Genomic DNA, 17,774 nt, shown 5'->3' with positions numbered 1-17,774 from the left:
GTAACAGATAGTCTGTAACGGAACTATCTGCTACGGTCTCTCCTGTTGTGCGAACGCAGTTGTCGTCGAACGCATGGGAGCGGCCATGTCCTCGCCCTCATCTCCGTCCTCGTTCCCGTCCTCGTCTCCGTCCTCGTCTCCGGGTCCCGGTTCGTCCCGCTGGATCGCCCTGGGAGTGCTCGCGACCGGGGGCCTGATGGTGATCCTGGACGGCAGCATCGTCACCGTGGCGATGCCCGCCATCCAGGACGACCTGGGCTTCACCCGGGCCGGGCTGAGCTGGGTCGTCAACGCCTACCTGATCGCCTTCGGCGGGCTGCTGCTGCTCGCGGGGCGGCTGGGCGACCTGATCGGCCGCAAGCGGATGTTCGTCGCGGGCACCGCCGTGTTCACGCTGGCCTCGCTGCTGGCCGGGGCCGCCACCACGCCCGGCACGCTGATCGCCGCGCGGTTCCTGCAAGGCGTGGGCAGCGCGATGGCCTCGTCCGTCAGCCTCGGCATCCTGGTGACGCTGTTCCCCGACCCGCGCGAGCGGGCCAGGGCCATCGGGATCTTCGCCTTCACCGGCGCCGCCGGCGCCTCCCTCGGCCAGGTGCTCGGCGGCGTCCTCACCGAACTGCTGGACTGGCACTGGATCTTCTTCGTCAACCTGCCGATCGGCCTCGCGTCGATCGCCGTCGCGCTGCCCGTCCTCGCCTTCGACCGCGGCCTGGGCCTGCCCGCCGGAGCGGACGTCGCCGGCGCGGTCCTGGTCACCTCCGGGCTGATGCTCGGCATCTACACGGTGGTCAAGGCCGAGGAGCACGGCTGGATCTCCGCGCACACGCTGGGACTGGGCGTCCTCGCCCTCGCGCTGCTGGCCGGCTTCTTCGTCCGGCAGGCCACCGCGCGCACCCCGCTGATGCCGCTGCGGATCCTGCGCTCCCGCGCCGTCGTGGGCGGCAACGTCGTCCAGATGCTGGCGGTCGCCGGGATGTTCGCGTTCCAGGTGGTCGTCGCGCTCTACATGCAGCAGGTCCTCGGGTACGGGGCCGCCCGGACGGGGCTCGCCATGCTCCCCGCCGCGGTGCTGATCGGAGCGATCTCGCTCGGGCTCTCGGCCCGGCTCAACGCCCGGTTCGGCGAGCGCGCCATGCTGCTGACCGGGCTGGCGCTGCTGGCCCTCCTGCTGCTCCTGCTGACCCGGGCCCCGGTGGACGCCTCCTACCCCGTTCACCTGCTCCCGCCGTTCCTGCTGGCGGGCGGCGCCGGGCTCGTCCTGCCCGCGGTGACCTCGCTGGGGATGTCAGGCGCCGGGGAGGACGACGCGGGGCTGGCCTCCGGCCTGTTCAACACCACCCAGCAGATCGGGATGGCGCTGGGCGTCGCGGTGCTGTCCACGCTCGCCGCGTCCCGCACCAGGCATCTGCTGGACGCGGGACGCGCCGAGCCCGAGGCGCTGACCGGCGGCTTCCACCTGGCGTTCGGCATCGGCGCGGGCCTGCTGGCCACCGCCTTCCTCATCACGCTGCTCGTCCTGCGGCGCCGGGGCGGCGCCGGGACGCCCGTCACGCGTGAGGCGCCCGCGGTGGCTCGGGATCTGCCTCAGGGAGCACCGGGGGCGTGAGGGTCTTCCCGTCCTCCTCGCCTCGCGCCGCGGCGGCCGTCACGGGCCGCGGCGCGAAGCCGTTCGCGACCACGACGATGGTCACCACCAGCACCGCCGGGACGAGGAACACCAGCCGGAGCCCGGACGAGGCGAGCGCGCCCGCGATGGCCGCGCCCAGCACGAAGCCCACGTAGTTGAAGACGTTGAGCCGCGCGACCGCGATGCCCAGCCCCGTCGGGTCGACCCGTCCCGCCGCCGAGAACGCCACCGGGGCGACGACGCTGAGCCCCAGCCCCGCCACCGCGAACGCCGCGATCGCGGTGACCGGTCCGGGCGCGATCACGACGAGCGCCATCCCGGTCAGCCCCACCGCGCCGCCGAGCCGGATGACCAGGACCGCGCCGTACCGCCTGACGCCGAAGTCGGCGGCGGCCCGCGCCACCACCATCGCCACCTGGTACGCCACGTAGCCCAGCGGGGCCGCGGAGTCGCCGGCGCGCAGCTCGTCCTGGAGGAACTTGGCGCTGTAGTTGGAGACGACCGAGTCGGCCAGGTAGAACACGCCCAGCGCGACGCCCACGATCAGCACGGGACGCCAGGGCACCCTCCTGGCCGCCGCCTTCAGCTCCTCGGCGCTGGGCGCCGTCCCCTCCTCGTCCTTGCGGAACAGCCCGGGTCCGGTGGTGAGCGAGACCAGCACGCCCAGCGCGGCGGGGACGGCGAACCCGCTGAACAGCCCCAGGTCCAGGCGGTTGGCCAGCGCCACCCACAGGCCGCCGAGGATGCCGGCGACGCTCCACACCGCGTAGAACCCGGTGAGCAGGCTCATCCCGTGACGGCGCTCGACCGCGACCGCCTGCGCGTTCATCGCCGCGTCCACGGCGCCGACGAACGTCCCGAACAGCGCCGTGGCCACGAACAGCGGAGCCAGATGGCCGCCCGTCAGCCCGACCAGCACCATCGCGACGCACACCGCCGGCTGCGCCACCCGCAGGACCGGACCGCTGCCGAAGCGCGCGAACAGGGATCCGGCCACGACGCTGCCCACCCCGGCGATCACCGGGACGAGCAGCAGCACGAGGGCGAGCAGCGCGTCGCCGATGCCGTGCGCGTCCTGGACCTGCGGCACCCGCGTGACCAGCGTGGCGAAGCACAGGCCCTGGATGGCGAAGGCGGCGTAGGCCGAAAGCCGTGCCCGCCGGTCCCGTACGGTCATGGGCGCCTCCGGCCGATATGAGGGGGTTTCGCGTTGGCGACGGAGGTCAGAGTAGCGGGACGTTCAGGGAACCGCGCTGTCACCGGGCCTTTTCCCGGTCGAGGAGCTCCTTGTACCAGGCGAAGGAATCCTTGGGAGTGCGGTGCAGCGTGGCGTAGTCGACGTGGACGAGGCCGAAGCGCTGACGGTGCCCCTCGGCCCATTCGAAGTTGTCGAGCAGGGACCAGACGAAGTACCCGCGCACGTCCACGCCCGCGTCCATGGCCTCGCGCAGGGCGCGCAGGTGCCCGTCAAGGTAGGCGATGCGGTCGGGGTCCGCGACCCGGCCATCACCGTCGGGGGCGTCGTCGCAGGAGCAGCCGTTCTCGGTGATGACGATCGGCGGCAGGGCCTCCCCGTACCGGTCGCGCAGGGCGACCAGCAGCTCGCGCAGGCCGTCCGGCACGACCGGCCAGCCGAACGCCGTACGCGGGTAGCCCTCGATGTCGTGAAGGGCGAACGGCAGATCGGGGGGCAGCGCGATGCCCGAGTACGGGTCCGGCTCGCCCGGCCGCGGCGCCCCGACGAGGCTGGGGTTGTAGTAGTTCACGCCGTAGAAGTCGAGTGGCGCGGAGATGGCCTTCAGGTCGTCCTCGACCGGGCCCGGCATGGCCTCGGCGAACCCGTCCGGGTAGCGGCCGGTGAGGATCGGGTCGGCGAACAGCCGGTTCATCAGCGTGTCGTAGAGATCGGCGGCGGCCCGGTCGTCGCCGGTCCCGCCCGCCGTCCAGACGGGGGTGTGGGACATCGCGACGCCGACCCGGTGCCTGTCGCCGGCGGCGCGGAGTGCCCGCGTGGCGCGGCCGTGGGCGAGAAGCTGGTGATGGGCGACCGGAAGCGCGTCGAAGAGCAGCCTGTGCCCCGGCGCGTGCTCGCCGATGCCGTGGCCGAGCAGGGTGAACTCGGCCGGCTCGTTGATCGTGATCCAGCGGGTGACGCGGTCGCCGAGGCGGTCCGCGACGGCGGCCACGTAGTCGGCGAAGCGGTCGGTGATGGAACGGGCACGCCAACCGCCCTCCTCCTCTTCGAGGAGCAGCGGGGTGTCCCAATGGAACAGGGTCGGGACGGGCGCGATCCCGGCGGCGCACAGCTCGTCCACCAGGCGGTCGTAGAAGTCGAGCCCGAGCGGGTTGACCGTGCCCCTGCCGTCCGGGACGACGCGGGGCCAGGCGATCGAGAAGCGGTACGCGCCGACGCCCAGGTCGGCCATGAGCGCGACGTCCTCGCGGTAGCGGTGGTAGTGGCCGGTGGCGATCCGGGCGTCCGTGCCGTCCTTGATCCGTCCGGGCTCGGCGGTGAAGGCGTCCCAGGACGACGGGCCCCTGCCGTCCTCGTCCACGGCGCCTTCGATCTGGAAGGCGGAGGTGGATACGCCCCAGAGGAAGTCCCCGGGGAAGTCCGGCGGCACGATGCCTCAGTGCGGAAGCGCGTAGAGCAGCAGCGGCACCACGCCCACGAGCGGGATGGCGGTCGTCGCGGCGCACCGCGTGTACCGGCCGACCGGCATCGGGTCGAGCAGCCGGTTGACCCGCGCCATCACCGGGATGCCGCTCGCGTCGGCGACGCCGAGCGTCCCGGACGGGGCCGCGGCGGGACGCGCCGCGGCGAACCGCAGCAGCGCCGTGGCCAGCTCGCGGGACGGGCGGTGCCTGCGGGCCCGGTCGTCGGCGGCCATCTCGATCAGCAGCTCGACCGCGTCCAGGCAGCGACCCACCAGCCGGATCTGCGGGAACACCTGGCGCAGCGAGGCGAACGGCAGCAGCACCAGGTCGTGCCGCTCGCGCGCGTGCGCCCGCTCGTGCGCCAGCACGGCGGCCAGCTCGGCCTGGTCGAGCAGCGCGAGCGTCCCGGCGCTGACGACGACCTTGGACGAGCGCACCCCGGGCACGCAGTACGCGGCGGCCTCGGGGTGGTCGAGCACGAGCGTGCCGTGCGGCACGGACGAGTCGCTGCGCGACACCAGCGCCAGCAGCGCCCGGTGCCTGCGCCGCGCCCGCACCACACGGATGATCGCGTACCCGAGCATGACCAGCAGGACCGCGGCCAGGCTCACGGCGGCCAGCAGCGCCGCGACATGCACGGGACCGAGCCGCGCGCCCCGGTCGCCGAGCAGCGCGGGCACGCCCTGAACGATGCCCCGGCCGTACGGGAGGAGGGCGACGCTGAGCAGCGCCCCGATGGTGGCGACACCCCAGCCCAGCCCGAGCGCCTGCCACAGGAGGATCCCGGTGCGGGGCGCGTGCCACGTCCACCGGGCCCGCGAGAGCAGGTGCGCCCCGCCGATGGTCCCCAGAGAGATCAGAGCGAGCAGGGCGGCGGCGGTCATGCCGGTGGCTCCTTGCCGGAGGGCTCCTTGCCGGAGGCGGTCTCGGTGCGGGCGCCCTGGCCCCCGTCGAGGGCGGCGAGGGCCTTGCGGATCACGTCGGCCTCGTCCTCGGAGACCGACCTGACGAAGTGGGTCAGGGCGGCGTCCCGGTCACCGGTCTCGTTCAGCGCGCCCAGCATCAGCTCGGTGATGTAGCGCTCACGGCTGGCCACCGGGCGGTACCGCCAGGCCCGGCCGTCCCGCTCGCGCTCCAGGAAGTCCTTCTTGGCCAGGCGGTCGAGGACGGTCATCACGGTGGTGTGCGCCAGGTCGCGGTCGCTCGCCAGCGCCCGGCTGACGTCGCGTGCCGTGGCGGGCCCGGCACCGGCGTCCTCCCGTGCCCAGAGGACCTCCATGACCGTGCGTTCAAGCTCTCCCAGACCCCTCACGCCGAACAGGGTATGCGATCGAGAGGAATGTCACCACGGCGGGTAGTACGTGGGCTTTAGTACTACAGCTTGTAGTACTACGCTTTGTGGTATGAGCAGTGTCGCTCTCGTCCCCGACGTCCTCGGCGCCCTTGACGCCGTGCGCGAGGCGTCCGGCGCCGCGTCCCCCGCCGACTTCATGGCGGCGCGCCAGCAGATGGCGTTCACCCTCGGCTTCCACATCATCCTGGCCTCCATTGGGATAGGTCTCCCGGCGATCACCCTGCTGGCCGAATGGCGGTCGCTGCGCACCGGCGACGCCGTCTACGCCGAGCTGGCCCGGCGGTGGATGAAGGCCGCCGGGGTGCTGTTCGCGGTCGGCGCCGTGTCGGGCACCGTCCTGTCGTTCGAGATGGGCACCCTGTGGCCCGGGTTCATGGACACCTACGGGCAGGTCTTCGGCACCGCGTTCGCCCTGGAGGGCATCGCCTTCTTCATCGAGGCGATCTTCATGGGGATCTATCTGTACGGCTGGGACCGGCTGTCGCCCCGCGCCCACTTCGCCACCGGGATCCCCGTGGTGATCGCCGGGCTGCTGTCGGCGTCCTTCGTCGTCACCGTGAACTCCTGGATGAACCAGCCGCGCGGATTCCGGCTGGTCGACGGCCGGGTGACCGATGTGAACCCGCTCGCGGCGATGGTCAACCCGGCCACGCCCGTCCAGGCCGTCCACCTGATCCTGGCCTCGCTCATGGTCTGCGGATTCATCGTCGCGTCCGTGTACGCGGTGGCCCTGCTGCGCGACCACCGGGCCGGGCGGGTCGACCGGTACCACCGGATCGGCTTCGCCGTCCCGTTCTCGCTGGGCGCGGTGTGCGCGCCGCTCCAGGTGCTCGCCGGGGACTGGGCCGTCCGGTTCGTCCACGAGAACCAGCCGATCAAGTTCGCCGCCATGGAGGGCGTCGAGCACACCCAGGCGGGCGCGCCGTTCCGGTTCGCGGTGTTCGAGATCCCGAACGCGCTCTCCTTCATGCTGACCCTCGACCCGCACGCCACGCTGCGCGGCCTCGACTCCTTCCCCGCTGGCGCGCGCCCGCCCGGCGAGGTGGTCAGGACGTCCTTCGAGATCATGATCGCGCTCGGGGTGGCGCTGCTGGCGCTCGCCGCCTGGTGGGCGCTGTCCTGGTGGCTGCGCCGCCGCCGCGGCGCGGACCTGCCCTGGCACCCCTGGTTCCTGCGGCTCGCCGCGTGCGCCGGCGTCGCCGCCGCGATCGCCATGGAGGCCGGCTGGACCACCACCGAGGTCGGCCGCCAGCCATGGATCGTGTACGGGGTGATGCGCACCGAAGAGGCCGTCAACCCCAACCCCGGGCTGCGCTTCGGCCTCTACATCGTGCTGGTCGTGTACGCCGTCCTCGCCATCGCCACCATCAGCGTGCTGCGCCGCCTGCGCCGCCGCCACCGCCCCGTCCCCGCCCCCGTCGTGGACGAACCCCCTGTAGGGAGCCCGGTATGAGCCACGGTGACATCGCCCTGAGCCTGATCCTGCTCGGGCTGTCCGCGTACCTGCTGTTCGGCGGCGCCGACTTCGGCGCCGGCCTCTGGCACCTGATCGCCCGCCGCCGCGCCGAGAAGGAGGTGGTCGAGCACGCGATGGGCCCGCTCTGGGAGGCCAACCACGTCTGGCTGATCTTCGTGATGGTGATGACATGGACGGCGTTCCCGCCCGTGTTCGCCGAGGTGATGAGCGCGCACTGGGTCCCGCTGTCGCTGGCGGCCCTGGGCATCGTCGCCCGCGGCAGCACCTTCGTCTTCAGCAAGACCGCCCCTGACCGGCGCTGGTACGCCTGGACGTTCGGGCTGTCCTCCGTCCTCACGCCCTACTGCCTGGGCGCCGTCGCGGCCACCATCGCCACCGGCTCCACATCCTGGCTCAGCCCGTCCGGGGTGTACGGGGGCATCCTGACCACCGCCCTGTGCGCCTACCTGGCGGCCGTTTATCTGATCTGGGACGCGCTGCGGCTGGGCAGCCGGTCCATCTCGCTGCGCTTCCGCGGCTACGCCTTGATCTCGGGGGTGGTGGTGGGGATGCTCGCCATACCGGGTGCCGTGGCCTATGGCGTCCACTCCCCGCTCCTGCTCCTTTCGGTCATCGCGGGCACCGTCTCCCTGGCGCTGCTGGTCCGGCGCTCGTACCTCGCCGTACGGGCGACGGGCGCGCTGGCCGTCGTCGCCGTGCTCTGGGGCGCCGCCGAGATGGCGGGGCTCGACCTCGAATCCACGGTCGCGCAGGACGCGGTGCTGGAACTGGTCTTCGTGGCACTCGGCGTGGGCGCGGTGATCCTCGTGCCGTCGATGGTGTGGCTCTACGTCCTGTTCCAGCGTGGGCCCGGCGACACGGCCGCACGGAGGCCATGACGGCTCAGCAATAGTCGTTGGCGGTGCGGACCAGCTCGTCCATCCCGATGTAGATGTCCACGTCCCGGTCGGTCTTCTCGTCATATCTCTGCCGCAGGATCTGGCCGTTCCCGCGCAGCCTCGCCAGCGAGAACCTTGGGCCGCGGGCGGTGTAGTCGCTGCCGGTGACCGGGGCGTAGGCATGGTAGACGAGGTGGGGTTTGAGCGAGGGCGAGGGAGGCGTGACACGCCATCCCGCGGGCGGGTCGGTGATCGGGACCTGGATGGTGCGCCCGGGGAACTTGCCCGGCGCCTCGAGGACGATTCTTGGTTCCGAGTCGTCGTCAACGGCCGCGATGATGATCGTGTCCGGTGCCTTGCCGGGGCACCAGGCCACCACCGCGGTCGGGCGTCCCTGCGCGTCCAGCGTCATGCCGGTGGCACCGGCGTCCGGCGGCGCGCAGGACGTCAGCAACGGGCAGGCGAGCAGAACGGCCAACGGCGCATACTTGTGCAGTTTTGGGCGCATAACCATATGACGCGCGAGTCGCCCCGGCGGCGCCATGCGACGTGGCGTACCCCGCCGTCGGCACGCGGACATGCGATCATGGCCGGAGGGGGGATCATCATGCCGGTCGGGCGCGAGCACATCGTCATCGTCGGCGCCGGGTTCGCCGGGTTCCACGCCGCGCGGGGGCTGGGCCGGCTGCTCAAGGGTGCCGCCGACATCACCCTGATCAATCCGACCGACTACTTCCTCTACCTGCCGCTCCTGCCCGAGGTGGCGACGGGCATCCTCGACCCGCGCCGCGTGGCGGTGCCGCTCACGACGACCTGCGACGGCGTCCGGATCCAGCTCGGCACGGCCGACCTGATCGACATCGAGGCCCGTACCGTGCACGTGGTCGACCCCGAGGGCAACCCGGACACCGTGCGCTACGACCGGCTGGTGCTGGCCGCGGGCAGCGTCAACAAGCTGCTGCCGATCCCCGGAGTGGCCGAGTACGCGCACGGGTTCCGCAGCATCGCCGAGGCGCTGTATCTGCGGGACCACATGGTGCGGCAGCTCGAACTGGCCGACACCGCCGACGACGCCGCCGAGCGGACCGCCCGCTGCACGTTCGTCGTGGTCGGCGCGGGCTACACCGGCACCGAGGTGGCCGCCGCCGGCGAGCTGTTCACCCGGCAGACCGCGCGGCGCCGGTCCGGCCTGCGCACCCAGCCGATCCGGTGGATGCTCGTCGACGTCGCGCCCCGCGTGCTGCCCGAGCTCGACCCCCGGCTGTCCCGTACCGCCGCGCACGTGCTGGCCGACCGTGGCGTGGAGGTCCGGATGGAGACCACCATCGAGGAGGCCACCCCCGAAGGGGTGCGGCTGTCCGATGGGGAGTTCGTGCCCACGCGGACGCTGATCTGGTGCGTCGGTGTCCGTCCCGACCCGCTGGCCGAGACGATGGGGCTGCCGATGACGAAGGGCAGGCTCGTCGTCGACGAGTACCTGACCGTGCCCGGCCACCCGGAGATCTCCGCGTGCGGCGACGCGGCGGCGGCGCCCGACCTGACCCGGCCCGGCGAGGTGACCGCGATGACCGCCCAGCACGCCGAACGCCAGGGCACCCACGTGGCGCGCAACATCGCCGCCGCCCACGGACGGGGCACGCGCCGCCCGTACAAGCACCACGACCTGGGCTTCGTCGTGGACCTCGGCGGCGTCAAGGCGGCCGCGAACCCGCTGGGCGTCCCGTTGTCCGGCATCGCCGCCAAGGCCGTGACCCGCGGCTACCACCTCTTTTCGCTGCCGCGTAACCGGGTCCGCACCGCCTCGGACTGGCTGCTGGACGCCCTGCTCTCCCGGCAGGTCGTCCAGCTCGGCCTGGTGCGCGGGCACGCCGTCCCCCTGACCTCCGGAACGCCCGACCACCCGCACGCGCCCTAGTCGGGGGTGCGCGCGGTGGCCTCCGGGTTGGTGGCGTCCCGGATGATGCGCAGCCCGGCGGTGAGCACCTCAAGCTGGCCGGGGTCGAGCAGGGAGATGAACCAGCGTTCGATCGCGGCGATGTAGCCGGGCAGAACCTCCTCCAGCCGCTCGGCGCCCTTCGGGGTCAGCACCGCGAACGTGCTGCGCCTGTCGTCCCGGCTGGACTCGCGAGCGACCAGTCCCCCACGTTCCAGCCGGTCCACCAGGCGCGTCACGCCGCTGGTGGACAGCTTGATCTGCGTGGCCAGGTCGTTCATGCGCAGCCTGCGTCCAGGAGAACGGCTCAGCCGCAGCAGGGCGTTGAGGTCGAGCCCTGACAACCCGGCGCGCTTCCAGGTGGGCTCCAGCTTGCCGACCAGGCCGATGTGCGCCTCGAACAGCAGGCCCATGGTCGTCACTCGGTAGTCGTCGACGAGCTCGCTCACGAGCCCAGCGTATTTGATGCGCGGATAGTTGACACGAGGAAGAGTTGGTTATAGATACATGCATAAGCATTATTCCTCACGGCAACGAAGGTGATGACGATGGGATGGGTGGCGGGTTTCCGATCCGCGCTGGTCAGCCCGTACGAAGAGGTCAGGCTCGCCGAGCCGCGCGCCTTCGGCGACCAGACCGTGCGGCAGGTGCTGCACCTCGCGGGCGGCGGTGAACGGCTGAAGGTGCGGCTGTCCAACCGGTACGGGCGGCGGCCGCTGGCGATCGGGAGCGCACGGGTCGCGGTGCGCAAGGCGGCCGAGGAGATCGTCCCGGAGACCTCCCGGGAGGTGCTGTTCGGCGGAGCGGCGCGGGTGACGGTCCCGGCGGGCGAGGAACTGATCAGCGATCCGGTCGACCTGGCCGTGCCCGAGGGGACCGATCTGGCGCTGAGCCTGTTCCTGCCGGGCGAGACAGGCCTCGCGAGCTACGCGGTGTTCGCCCGCGAGACCGCCTACATCACCGGCGGGGACCAGGTCGCGGCGCCCGCCCTGCCCGGAGCCGAGCAGGTCGAGGGACGGTACTACGTCAGCGGCGTGGACGTCCTGGCGGACGAGACGCCCCGGATCGCCGTCGCGTTCGGGGACTCGTGGTTCGAGGGGGTCGGCACCACGGTCGGCGCCAACCGGCGCTCGGTGGACGTGCTGAACGAGAAGCTGGGCCGCGACCTGGTCGTCAACCAGGGAATCGCAGGGAACCGGCTGCTGACCGACGAGGTCGGCGAGCACGCCCTTTCCCGATTCGAGCGTGACGTGCTGTCGGTGCCGGGCGTCTCCCACGTCCTGCTGCATCTCGGCATCAACGACCTGGCACTGCCGGGCATGGCCGGGCTGCCTCCCGCCCGCGAGGAGGACCTGGTCGCCGGCCTCACCGAACTGGCCCGCCGCGCCCGCGACGCCGGTCTGACGGTGACCGCCGCCACGATGGGGCCGTTCGCCGGAGCGATCTACGAGGGGGTCAGCACCCCCGAGGGCCTGGCGGCGCGGCGGCGCGTCAACGAGTGGATCCGGACCGGCGGTGCCTTCGACGCGGTCGCCGACGTCGCGCGGGCCGTCGAGAACCCGGACGATCCCGACTTCATCCGTCCCGACTTCGACAGCGGGGACGGCATGCACCTCAACGACGAGGGAGCCCGCGCCATGGCGGAGGCGTTCCTGGCGGTGACCGATCTCCAGTGAGCACGTCCGCCCCCAACTGGGGGAACACCTTGGCGACCTTGCCAAGGAGGTAGTCGCCGTAGGTGCCGCTGAACGCCCGAAGGTCCCGCCCGTCCCAGCGAGGGCGCCGGGCATCGGCGTTCTCGCTGGACGGGAGCGGCGGCACCTCGGCGTCCCAGCCGGGGTCGAAGAAGAACGGCATGGAAAGCCGGTCCCGGCCGCTGGTGTTGCGGACTCGATGCGGGGTGGACAGGTAGTGGCCGCCGGTGAGCCTGTCGAGCATGTCCCCGATATTGCAGACCAGCGTGCCGGGAATCGGCGGAGCCACGATCCACTCGTCCCGCACCCGGACCTCCAGGCCGCCCACCTCGTCCTGGGCGAGCAGCGTGAGCAGGCCATAGTCGGTGTGCTCCCCCACGCCCCACTCCTGCGACCCGGGCTCGGACGGCGGATAGTGGAACACCCGGAACAACACCGTGGGATCGGCCGTGCAACCCGCCGCGAAATAATTCTCAGGAAGGCCCAAACTCAAGGCCACACCACCCAGAACCGCCTGCCCCAGCCGGGCCATCCGATCCAGGTACTCCAGAACGGCATCACGCAGCTCCGGGACCTGCCTCGGGAAGAGATTCCGCCCATGAAGGGGCGTGCCGGCCCGTACGCGCGGATCGTCATCGGGCAGTTCCGCCCCGAAATAGATGCCCTCCTTGAGATCGGGACGCCCGGAGGTGAGCTCCGCGCCGACAGGGAAGAACCCGCGCCAGGCCCGCCCGCTCCGCTCCATGGAGATCTCCATCTTCTCCACGAGCGGCAACCGAAAGAACCGGCGGCTCGCGTCGGCCAGCCGATCGATCAGCTCACCGGGAATCCCATGCCCCGCGACGTAGAAGAACCCGCTGTCACGACAAGCGACCTCGATCTCACGCGCGACCTCGTCCCGAGGCCCGCCGTTCACCAGCGGGCCGACATCGATCACCGGTACGGCGGTCACCAGGTATCCAGATGCAACACGTCGTCCAGTGGAACACGCGGCGCGGGCTTGAACGAATCACCGGTGTAGTACGCGGTCGGCATGAGCACCCCCTGCCGCACCTCCGGAGGCAGCCCGAGCAGCGCCGCCACCTCTTTCTCGTACACCAGGTGCAGGGTCGTCCAAGCGGTACCGAGCCCACGCGCCCGCGCCGCCAGCGCATAGTTCCACACCGCAGGCAGCAGCGACCCCCACAGACCCGCCTGGTTCCCTTCGGGCAGCTTGCCGCCGGGCACCTCAAGGCACGCGATCAGCAGAACCGGCACCTCCCCCATGTGCTCGGCCAGGTAGGACGCACTGCTACCAACGCGCCGCTGCACCTCCGCACGCTCGGGGTCGTCCTCGTAAAGACTTCCGGCGAACGCCCTGGACTTCGCGTACGCCGCGAACGAGCGCCGGTAGTACTCCCCGATCGCCGCACGTTTCTCCGGGTCGGTGACCACGACCCAGTGCCACCCCTGCGTGTTGCTACCCGACGGCGCCTGCACCGCGATCTCCACGCACTCACGCACCAGCTCAATGGGCACCGGCCGCCCAAGATCCAGCCGCTTCCGCACCGTACGAGTAGTGGTCAGCAGCTCATCAGGCCCAAGCGAAAGAGTCACCATGATCCCCATGGTGCACCACCCACCGCCCCCAACCACGCGATACGCGAAGCCCGTGCGGATCTAGACCGGCTGGGCTCCGTGTCCGACCGCGATCGCGTCGATGTGGCGGGCCAGCTCGAAGTCCTTCTCGGTCAGCCGGTGACCGGCGTCATGCGTGGTGATGTCGAACCTGATCCGCTGCCACGTGATGTGAATATCGGGATGATGCCCGACTTCGCGCGCCTTGGCGGCGACGTACATCGCCAGATGAACGGTCTCGTGGTAGGTGTGCGAAAACGTACGCGTGATGGCGTTACCGTCACGACTACAACCGGGCAGGCCGCTGAGACGTTCGGTAATCTGGGCGTCTGTCAGTGGCACGAGCACGGTACCTCCGTCAGTGAAGGTGAAAGAGCGGCACAGCCAACGTCGAGTCGGCCTTACTTCACATCGGACGAGTCAGCCGAAACGACGGACTGTAGCTGCTCGCGTGCTTCGCGGACCTCTGGCACTCTTTCCCACTTCCGGGAGGTGCTCAGGATCTCAGCGACCCGGCTGTTCACCCTGGCCGAGGCGACGAAGGGAAGTGCCCGCGCCAGCTCCGTCATGCGATCGGCGGCGAATGCGGGATCTGACGCTCGGAACGACGTCTGGATCTGCCGTCCCAAATACTGGGCCTGGAAAAGGGGCGACCACTGACCGATCCGCGCGGCCGCCTTGCCAAGTAGCGTTCCGGCCTCACGGTAGATGCGAAGGTGGCCTAGACCGATGCCGACGTCCCCGATCAGGGCGGCCTCACCGAAGGGGGAAAGGCCACCCACGGAACGGGCCTGATCGAGCGCGGAACGCGAAGCATGTTTTTGCGCGGGCATGTGGGCCAGCGACCGCCCCAAGCGCATGTACAGCGACGCGCGCTGGCTGTTGGACATGTCCGGGACCTTAAGCCCTCTTTCTGCATAGCGGACGGCTCGGGCGAAGTCACCACGGTAAAGGCTGATCCGGCTCAGCCCGTCGTACGCTCGGGCCTGCCCCTCGGGGTCCTTGGCGCGAACGGCGAATTCCAGGGAAGAAGCACCGGCGTGATCGGCGGCGGCCAGCCTGCCTGCGTCATAAAGCACCAGGGCCGCCTGGTTGGCGAGGGCCGAGGCGGCACGTTGGAGGGATGCGTCACCCGACCCGTTGAGCACTTTTTCCATACGTGCGATGTGGCCCACAGCGGCGGCGGCCAGTGGCATGCCTCCCAGCTCGTACCGGTTACGGGCCAACGAGTCGGCGACAGTGGTGACGTACTCGGCATCCTGATAGGGCGACGACGTGCCAGACGGTACGAAGATCACGGACGCCGCGGCGGCCATGAACTCCCTTCGCTGCACGGGTTCCTCCGCTCTGGGCGATATGCGTACTTCCCAGCCTACGCGGGCGAGCAGGCCGATCGCCTTGGTGACCGTGGTGTCTTTCTTCCCGCGCGAGACCTCGGATACCCATACCTGCGATACGCCCAGCTCACGCGCTAGATCACTCTGGGTCCAGTGATTGCTGGCCATGATCGCTTTCAGCGCGTCCGGCAAGGTCCGCACTTCCATCAATGGCCTCCTATCGCTGTGAGCGATGAGCTTTCTATCGCCTCTGAGGACGCCATAGCGAATATACGGACCATCACAGATCGTGTCGGGTATCCGAAAGGACAGGTCGGGGCCATGGGTGCTGAACGACCGGCGGGCGCCGTCCGAGATGGGTGGCGTGGGCAGCGTTGGCGTGCGGAACCGGAGGCGACGAACGTGTTCGATATGGCGTGCTTGGCGGGGTGGACGGCTCCGGGGCGGGTTCGGGCGGTGATCGGGTTCCGGTTGGGCGAGTGGGGCCTTGCGGCGATCGCGGGGGACGTGTGCCTGGTCGCCTCGGAGTTGGTGACGAACGCCGTGGAGGCCGCGCCGGACGGCAGGATCCAGGTGCGGTTGACCCGGGAGCCGGAGGCCGTGTTCCTCGGGGTGTGGGACTCCGTGGACGTGTTGCCGGTCGCCCGACGGGTCTTTGAGCCATGCAGGGTGACTGCCGACTCGCAGGCGCTCGACCCGGGGCATGACGACGGGCTGGGTGGATGGGGGCTGCCGATCGTCCGGGCGCTGTCCGCTCAGTGCGGCGTGGAGCGGACGCGCCCCTGCGGCAAGTGGGTCTGGTCGCGCATCTCGTCCGGTGTGCTGCGGGACGGCGTTCCGCGCTGAGGTTTGCGTTGGTCGATGGCGGGGGTCGGGCGTTCGCGGCCGGGGAACCACCAGTTGGCGTGGCCGAGGAGGCTCATCAGGGCCGGGACGAGGACCAGGCGGACGATGGTGGCGTCCAGGGCGACGGCCACGGCGAGGCCGAGGGCCATCATCTTGATGGTGGGGTCGGGCTGGGGGACGAAGCCCAGGAACACGAAGATCATGATGAGGGCGGCCGAGGTGATGAGGCGGGCGGTGGCGGCGATGCCGGTGACGACGCTGCCGTGCGGGTCGCCGGTGCGTTCGTACTCCTCCTTGATCCGGGAGAGCAGGAACACCTCGTAGTCCATGGAGAGGCCGAAGACCAGGGCGAACATGAAGAGGGGGACGAACGACATGATCGGGATGGCCTGGTCCACGCCCAGCAGCCGGACGCCCCAGCCCCACTGGAAGACGGCGGTGACCACGCCGAACGAGGCGCCGATGGACAGCAGGTTCATCAGCGCGGCCTTGATCGGCACGAGGATCGAGCGGAACGCGACGACCAGGAGCAGCAGGGCGACGCTGACGACCGTGACGACCACGGTGAGCATGCGGTCCCCCACGGTGTCGGCCAGGTCGATGATCGCGGGGTTCTCGCCGCCCAAGTAGAGGACGGAGCCGGGGTGCGCGGAACGAACGGCGGGGATCTCCACGTGGCGGAGCCGGTGCACCAGGTCGGTGGTGGCCTGGTCGTGCGGTGCGCCTTCCGGGATGACCTGGAGGGTCGCCGTGGTGCCGACGATGACGGGCTCCCCCACATGCGCCACGCCGCGTACCTCGGCGACGCGCCGCTGGAGGTCCTGGGCGAGGAGGGTGGCCCGGCGGTCGGGCTTCTTGGTGAGGTCCGGAGCGCCCTTGATGCGGGTACTCGTGGATGGCTTGGGCGTGGGCGGGGGGCCGGTGAGCCCGGCCAGCCCTTCGATGCCCGGAGGGCTGGGCTTCGGGGTCGGCTGAGCGGGAAGCTTGGGCGGCTTGACGCGCTGGGCCTTGCCGGGGACCTTGGCGACGATCACGAAGGGGCTGTAGTGGCCGGCGCCGAACTCCCGGGCCACCGCGTCGTACGCCTGGCGTGACTCCATGCGCGGCGACGCCATGCTGTCGGCCATCACGCCGAAGCGCAGGCTGAGGGTGGGGATGGCGAGGCCGAGCAGGACGAGCGTCGCGATGACGGCGTACGGCCAGGCGCGGCGGTCCACATGCCGGCCCCAGCGTTCCCAGCGGGCCGCGCTCCGTTCGGGACGGACGCGGGGCAGCCGGTAGCGGTCGATGCGGGTGCCGATGGCGCCGAGGACGGCGGGCAGCAGGGTCAGCGCGGCCACCACCATGATCCCGACGGCGAGGGCGGAGGCCAGGCCGATGCGGGCGATGAACGCGATGCCCGACAGGAACAGGCCGAAGATCGCGAAGACCACCGTCCCGCCCGCGAACACCACGGCGTGGCCGGAACGGGCCATGGCGCGTCCGATCGCGGTCTCCACGTCGTCGCCCGCGGCGAGCTGCTGCCGGTAGCGGGTGACGATGAACAGCGCGTAGTCGATCCCGGCGCCGATGCCGAGCATCGCGGCGACCATCGGCGCGGTCGGGTGCACCTCGAACAGCGACGCCGAGTAGTGGACGATCGAGTACGCGACCACCATCCCGCACAGGGACACCAGGATCGGGATGCCCGCCGCCAGGTATGAGCCGAACGCGAGCAGCAGCACGACCATGGCCAGCCCGATCCCGGCCGCCTCCTGCGGGCCGCCGCGCGGCTGGTTGAGCAGCATCGCGGTGATGCCGCCGAACTTCACCTCCAGCCCGGCCATCCGGGCGGGTTCCACGGCCCGGTTGAGCGCGTCGAGGTCGGCCCGGCCGACATCGCCCATGTCGCCGGTGAAATTGACCCGGATGGCCACCACGTCGTGGCTCCGCAGCCCGCCCATGCCGGTGGCGTAGGGGTTCTCAACGAACGCGACCCGGTCGAGGGCGGCGATGTTCTCGATCGACTTGCCGACGGCCAGCGCGACCCGCCAGTCACCGGGGCCGACGTCCGGGGTCGAGTGGAACACCACGGTGGCGGTGGGGCCGGTGAGGGCGGGGAAGTCCTCGCGGAGGGTGTCGATGGCGCGCTGCGTCTCGGTGCCGGGCAGGGTGCTCTGCTGAACGAACACGCCGCCGTGCACCGTCCCGATCACACCGGTGGCCAGCATGAGGACGGCCCAGATCGCGAAGACCCCGGTGCGCCTGCGCGCGCAGAGGCGGCCCAGCCTCTCCAGGAAACCCCCCATACCGGAAGGACAACACAACGGCCGAAAGTCTGCAACCGATGCAACTTTGCAGTCGTGGTAATATT

17 protein-coding genes are annotated in these 17,774 nt (G+C 70.9%); 6 read left to right on the top strand and 11 right to left on the bottom strand.

From position 1 onward, the window contains the following. Nucleotides 1–85 precede the first annotated feature (85 nt). On the top strand, nt 86–1,606 hold the full coding sequence (locus tag QSK21_RS24460) for an MFS transporter (protein WP_285699220.1): 1,521 nt from the start codon (nt 86–88) through the stop codon (nt 1,604–1,606). Here QSK21_RS24460 and QSK21_RS24455 read toward each other — a convergent pair. The 4 genes from QSK21_RS24455 to QSK21_RS24440 all read right to left on the bottom strand — a co-directional run bounded on the left by QSK21_RS24455 (nt 1,548) and on the right by QSK21_RS24440 (nt 5,597). Beyond that, nucleotides 1,548–2,804, bottom strand: coding sequence for an MFS transporter (locus tag QSK21_RS24455; protein ID WP_285699219.1), 1,257 nt, complete (start codon nt 2,802–2,804; stop codon nt 1,548–1,550). The two genes, QSK21_RS24460 and QSK21_RS24455, sit on opposite strands and share 59 nt — an antisense overlap. A 79-nt stretch (nt 2,805–2,883) precedes the next feature. Further along, nucleotides 2,884–4,251, bottom strand: coding sequence for a GH1 family beta-glucosidase (locus QSK21_RS24450; RefSeq protein ID WP_285699218.1), 1,368 nt, complete (start codon nt 4,249–4,251; stop codon nt 2,884–2,886). Between the two features lie 6 nt (nt 4,252–4,257). Further along, on the bottom strand, nt 4,258–5,169 hold the full coding sequence (locus tag QSK21_RS24445; RefSeq protein ID WP_285699217.1) for a M56 family metallopeptidase: 912 nt from the start codon (nt 5,167–5,169) through the stop codon (nt 4,258–4,260). Next, nucleotides 5,166–5,597: a BlaI/MecI/CopY family transcriptional regulator gene (locus QSK21_RS24440; protein WP_285699215.1), complete on the bottom strand. Its 432-nt coding sequence runs from the start codon at nt 5,595–5,597 to the stop codon at nt 5,166–5,168. The genes QSK21_RS24445 and QSK21_RS24440 overlap by 4 nt, the downstream gene beginning before the upstream one ends. Before the next feature lie 91 nt (nt 5,598–5,688). Here QSK21_RS24440 and QSK21_RS24435 point away from each other — a divergent pair, with 91 nt between their 5' ends. Both QSK21_RS24435 and QSK21_RS24430 read left to right on the top strand, forming a co-directional pair. Beyond that, nucleotides 5,689–7,092, top strand: coding sequence for a cytochrome ubiquinol oxidase subunit I (locus tag QSK21_RS24435; protein ID WP_285699214.1), 1,404 nt, complete (start codon nt 5,689–5,691; stop codon nt 7,090–7,092). Then, nucleotides 7,089–7,994 carry a cytochrome d ubiquinol oxidase subunit II gene (locus tag QSK21_RS24430; protein ID WP_285699213.1) on the top strand — a complete coding sequence of 302 codons (906 nt, stop codon included), beginning with the start codon at nt 7,089–7,091 and terminating at the stop codon, nt 7,992–7,994. The genes QSK21_RS24435 and QSK21_RS24430 overlap by 4 nt, the downstream gene beginning before the upstream one ends. Nucleotides 7,995–7,998: 4 nt before the next feature. On the opposite strand, the gene QSK21_RS24425 is transcribed toward QSK21_RS24430, so the two are convergent. Further along, nucleotides 7,999–8,472 (bottom strand): hypothetical protein, encoded by a 474-nt coding sequence (locus QSK21_RS24425; RefSeq protein ID WP_285699212.1) that lies wholly within the window; start codon nt 8,470–8,472, stop codon nt 7,999–8,001. A gap of 129 nt (nt 8,473–8,601) precedes the next feature. Between QSK21_RS24425 and QSK21_RS24420 the strand changes: the two genes are divergently transcribed. Then, nucleotides 8,602–9,909 carry an NAD(P)/FAD-dependent oxidoreductase gene (locus QSK21_RS24420; RefSeq protein ID WP_285699211.1) on the top strand — a complete coding sequence of 436 codons (1,308 nt, stop codon included), beginning with the start codon at nt 8,602–8,604 and terminating at the stop codon, nt 9,907–9,909. Here QSK21_RS24420 and QSK21_RS24415 read toward each other — a convergent pair. Continuing rightward, the gene (locus QSK21_RS24415; RefSeq protein ID WP_285699210.1) at nt 9,906–10,376 is read right to left on the bottom strand and encodes a MarR family winged helix-turn-helix transcriptional regulator; all 471 of its coding nucleotides are present in this window, start codon (nt 10,374–10,376) and stop codon (nt 9,906–9,908) included. The two genes, QSK21_RS24420 and QSK21_RS24415, sit on opposite strands and share 4 nt — an antisense overlap. Nucleotides 10,377–10,475: 99 nt before the next feature. On the opposite strand from QSK21_RS24415, the gene QSK21_RS24410 reads away from it, so the two are divergent. Beyond that, nucleotides 10,476–11,603, top strand: coding sequence for a GDSL-type esterase/lipase family protein (locus tag QSK21_RS24410; protein ID WP_285699209.1), 1,128 nt, complete (start codon nt 10,476–10,478; stop codon nt 11,601–11,603). On the opposite strand, the gene QSK21_RS24405 is transcribed toward QSK21_RS24410, so the two are convergent. Genes QSK21_RS24405 through QSK21_RS24390 form a run of 4 tightly spaced genes read right to left on the bottom strand, consistent with a single transcriptional unit; the run spans nt 11,542 to nt 14,782 of the window. Continuing rightward, nucleotides 11,542–12,573 (bottom strand): isopenicillin N synthase family dioxygenase, encoded by a 1,032-nt coding sequence (locus QSK21_RS24405; RefSeq protein ID WP_285699208.1) that lies wholly within the window; start codon nt 12,571–12,573, stop codon nt 11,542–11,544. The two genes, QSK21_RS24410 and QSK21_RS24405, sit on opposite strands and share 62 nt — an antisense overlap. Beyond that, the gene (locus QSK21_RS24400; RefSeq protein ID WP_285699207.1) at nt 12,570–13,220 is read right to left on the bottom strand and encodes a nitroreductase family protein; all 651 of its coding nucleotides are present in this window, start codon (nt 13,218–13,220) and stop codon (nt 12,570–12,572) included. The genes QSK21_RS24405 and QSK21_RS24400 overlap by 4 nt, the downstream gene beginning before the upstream one ends. A 60-nt stretch (nt 13,221–13,280) precedes the next feature. Further along, nucleotides 13,281–13,580 (bottom strand): 4a-hydroxytetrahydrobiopterin dehydratase, encoded by a 300-nt coding sequence (locus tag QSK21_RS24395; RefSeq protein WP_285699206.1) that lies wholly within the window; start codon nt 13,578–13,580, stop codon nt 13,281–13,283. Between the two features lie 59 nt (nt 13,581–13,639). Beyond that, entirely contained in the window at nt 13,640–14,782 is a 1,143-nt protein-coding gene (locus tag QSK21_RS24390; RefSeq protein ID WP_285699205.1) for a helix-turn-helix domain-containing protein, read from the bottom strand. 204 nt (nt 14,783–14,986) lie between these two features. Here QSK21_RS24390 and QSK21_RS24385 point away from each other — a divergent pair, with 204 nt between their 5' ends. Further along, entirely contained in the window at nt 14,987–15,421 is a 435-nt protein-coding gene (locus tag QSK21_RS24385) for an ATP-binding protein (RefSeq protein WP_285699204.1), read from the top strand. On the opposite strand, the gene QSK21_RS24380 is transcribed toward QSK21_RS24385, so the two are convergent. Continuing rightward, nucleotides 15,331–17,709: an MMPL family transporter gene (locus QSK21_RS24380; RefSeq protein ID WP_285699202.1), complete on the bottom strand. Its 2,379-nt coding sequence runs from the start codon at nt 17,707–17,709 to the stop codon at nt 15,331–15,333. The genes QSK21_RS24385 and QSK21_RS24380 overlap by 91 nt on opposite strands. Nucleotides 17,710–17,774 lie beyond the last annotated feature (65 nt).

Origin of the sequence: Actinomadura sp. NBRC 104412, assembly GCF_030269515.1 — a bacterium.
Taxonomy (GTDB): Bacteria; Actinomycetota; Actinomycetes; order Streptosporangiales; family Streptosporangiaceae; genus Spirillospora.
Note: the sequence above shows the minus strand (reverse complement) of the source record. Positions and strands in the feature narration are given on the sequence as shown.

What these genes read in the sequence shown, in the direction of transcription:
- QSK21_RS24400 (WP_285699207.1), bottom strand. Translation starts at nt 13,220, where the DNA reads ATGGTGACTCTTTCGCTTGGGCCTGATGAGCTGCTGACCACTACTCGT.
- QSK21_RS24410 (WP_285699209.1), top strand. Translation starts at nt 10,476, where the DNA reads ATGGGATGGGTGGCGGGTTTCCGATCCGCGCTGGTCAGCCCGTACGAA.
- QSK21_RS24385 (WP_285699204.1), top strand. Translation starts at nt 14,987, where the DNA reads ATGGCGTGCTTGGCGGGGTGGACGGCTCCGGGGCGGGTTCGGGCGGTG.
- QSK21_RS24460 (WP_285699220.1), top strand. Translation starts at nt 86, where the DNA reads ATGTCCTCGCCCTCATCTCCGTCCTCGTTCCCGTCCTCGTCTCCGTCC.
- QSK21_RS24430 (WP_285699213.1), top strand. Translation starts at nt 7,089, where the DNA reads ATGAGCCACGGTGACATCGCCCTGAGCCTGATCCTGCTCGGGCTGTCC.
- QSK21_RS24420 (WP_285699211.1), top strand. Translation starts at nt 8,602, where the DNA reads ATGCCGGTCGGGCGCGAGCACATCGTCATCGTCGGCGCCGGGTTCGCC.
- QSK21_RS24380 (WP_285699202.1), bottom strand. Translation starts at nt 17,709, where the DNA reads ATGGGGGGTTTCCTGGAGAGGCTGGGCCGCCTCTGCGCGCGCAGGCGC.
- QSK21_RS24445 (WP_285699217.1), bottom strand. Translation starts at nt 5,169, where the DNA reads ATGACCGCCGCCGCCCTGCTCGCTCTGATCTCTCTGGGGACCATCGGC.
- QSK21_RS24455 (WP_285699219.1), bottom strand. Translation starts at nt 2,804, where the DNA reads ATGACCGTACGGGACCGGCGGGCACGGCTTTCGGCCTACGCCGCCTTC.
- QSK21_RS24435 (WP_285699214.1), top strand. Translation starts at nt 5,689, where the DNA reads ATGAGCAGTGTCGCTCTCGTCCCCGACGTCCTCGGCGCCCTTGACGCC.
- QSK21_RS24390 (WP_285699205.1), bottom strand. Translation starts at nt 14,782, where the DNA reads ATGGAAGTGCGGACCTTGCCGGACGCGCTGAAAGCGATCATGGCCAGC.